Annotated in this window: 4 protein-coding genes; all 4 read left to right on the top strand. The window is 70.6% G+C overall.

The window, feature by feature from the left end:
- The first annotated feature begins 141 nt into the window (after positions 1-141).
- Positions 142-810, top strand: coding sequence for an aldo/keto reductase (locus tag ACLQ24_RS29350; RefSeq protein ID WP_425894984.1), 669 nt, complete (start codon positions 142-144; stop codon positions 808-810).
- Between the two features lie 180 nt (positions 811-990).
- Positions 991-1,260 (top strand): hypothetical protein, encoded by a 270-nt coding sequence (locus tag ACLQ24_RS29345; RefSeq protein ID WP_425894983.1) that lies wholly within the window; start codon positions 991-993, stop codon positions 1,258-1,260.
- 123 nt (positions 1,261-1,383) lie between these two features.
- Positions 1,384-1,833 (top strand): DUF5709 domain-containing protein, encoded by a 450-nt coding sequence (locus ACLQ24_RS29340; RefSeq protein WP_425894982.1) that lies wholly within the window; start codon positions 1,384-1,386, stop codon positions 1,831-1,833.
- Positions 1,834-2,003: 170 nt separating this feature from the next.
- Positions 2,004-2,228, top strand: coding sequence for an FAD-dependent oxidoreductase (locus ACLQ24_RS29335; RefSeq protein ID WP_425894981.1), 225 nt, complete (start codon positions 2,004-2,006; stop codon positions 2,226-2,228).
- Positions 2,229-2,321 lie beyond the last annotated feature (93 nt).

Below are 2,321 nucleotides of genomic sequence, written 5' to 3'. Positions count from 1 at the left end.
CGCCCGATCGGCGGCCAGCCAGGCGAGGTCAGCCTCGCCGAGCTTGACCAGCAGCAGCACGGTGAGCCGGTACGCCCCCAGCCCACGCCGCACAAAACAGTGAGACTTGTCGATTCTAAGCCGGACCGAGGTTCACCACCCGTGCCCACTCCAGCCGGCGCCGCCTCACTGGGTGGCGACGACGATGCAGCGCCGCAACTCGGCCACCGCCTCGGTTGGCCCCTGCACGCTGACGCCGCTCGGCTCAGTGGCCAGCTCCCGGCCCCACAGCCACCGCAGCATCGCCGCTGGCGGTCCGGCCACCGTCACGTCTGCGGCGTTGGGTGCACCGTCGGTGACCGTGAACACCCCGGGCCCGGTACGCGGGCCAACCTGGCCATCGTCGCCCGGGTCCGGGAGATCGCCGACCGGGCCGGTGTCACTCCCGCGCAGGTCGCGCTCGCCTGGGTGATCACCCAGGGCGACCGGGTCGTTCCGATTCCCGGCACCAAGACACCGACGTACCTGGTGGACAACTACGCGGCCGGCCAGGACACCTTGTGGCCCGACGCCCAGATGATCGTCCCGGGAGGGCCACGCCGCGGCCGGGACCTGGCGGTCCACGGCATGACCAGCGACCTGCAAGCCGGGGTACGGCAGCGGCTGCGCAAGGTCGTGTCCAGCGGCGATGTGCTGATCTGGGAGATCGACCTGATCAGCCCGCCGGACAACCCGGAGCACTGCCAGCCCGCGGCTCTGTGGTTGCAGGTACTACGCGACAGGCGGGTGCGCCAGCTCACCCTGTTCCGTTCCGTTCCCGCGCGGGTTTGAGGAAATTTCCGCGCCGAGCGAACTTTCTCCCCGACCCGCGCATCTGGTCCGTGTCAGCCACCAGTCACCGTCGCGGCACACACCGCACGGGTCACGGGATCGGGAGATAGTTCATGGGTTCCACCCGCCACGACGCCGGCCGCGCTCGCGCCGGGCGCCCACACCTTCACCGTTGACGGGGTGCGGCAGGTCTACCCCGTCGCCGGCACCGGCCCGGTGTGCGTGGCACATTCGGGCGGCCCCGGCATCGAGTGGGCCTACCTGCGGGCGCCGGGCATCGAGGAGCACTTCACGATGGTGTACGTCGAGCCGGTCGGCACGGGCGCGTCGGGCCGCCTCGACAACCACGACGACTACCGGATGGACACCTGGTGGTGCTGGAGCGCAGCGGACACTTCGCGCACGTCGAGCAGCCGACGGAGTTCACCGAGGCCGTGGTGGAGCTGCTGAAGCGGTGACGCTCGCGCCGCCCCCGAAGGTCAGTTCGTCACAACGGGCAGGCCTCGGGAGGCTGCGGCGTTGCAAGGTCATAGGCTTGGCACTTCGCTGTGCCGTGACGAAGGAGAAACCGCCGTGAGCCAGACGGATTCCGTGGACGAGTGGAACGTGGTCGAGGACGACGGGGTGCTGGACGCCTCCGACACCCTCGACTACCGCATCGGCGACCCCCTCGACGCCGGCATCGTCGCCGCGGACCACTGGACGGGGGCGAACCGGTTCGGCACCACCCCCGCCGAGGAGCGGGCGGGCGAGTCGTTGGACCAGTACCTCGCCCAGGAGGAACCGGACATCGACCCGTACGCCGAGGGTGGCGACGACGAGGACGAGCTGATCCGCCGGGGGTACGAGACCGAGCCGCGCGCGGGCCGTCTCGTCGAGTACGACGAGGGCGCCCGCGAGGACGACGAGGCCGAGTCGGTGGCCTGGGACGCCGGGATCGACGCGGGTGGCGCCAGCGCCGAGGAGGCGGCGGTCCACGTGATCGAGGACCCCGACGGGATTGGCGACGGTCCCCTGCGCTGATCCGCACCCCGCCGCGCTCGACACCGTGACAGGCGTCGAGCGCGGTGGACACGTCGGTCAGTGGATGACGACGGGCGTCTTGGCAAGTCGGTCTGCTCGTCGCCGAGCGGCTGCGCGGGCCTACGCCAGCGCGGCAGCAGGGCGGCCGGGACGAACGTGACCGGACCATCGTGGACTCCGACGGCGTCATCAACCTCCAGGCCGTACCCCGCAGCATGGTCGTGGTCGGCGCCGGCGTGATCGGCATGGAGTACGCGTCGATGTTCGCCGCCCTCGGCACCAAGGTGACAGCCGTCGAGCGCCGCGACCGGATGCTCGAGTTCTGCGACGAGGAGGTCGTCGCCGCGTTGGACGCGTCCAACAAGATCCGCAACATCACCCGCATCGACGGCTGACCCCCTCTCCCCCCGACGGGGGGTGTCCCTATGTTTTTGTCAAGCCGCGATGGCGGCGGGACGTGCCTGGTAGGGCGTTTTGTCGCGGAGCAT

Source organism: Micromonospora sp. DT4 (genome assembly GCF_049841675.1).
Taxonomy (GTDB): domain Bacteria; phylum Actinomycetota; class Actinomycetes; order Mycobacteriales; family Micromonosporaceae; genus Micromonospora.
This window is presented reverse-complemented; position numbering and strand designations above follow the sequence as displayed.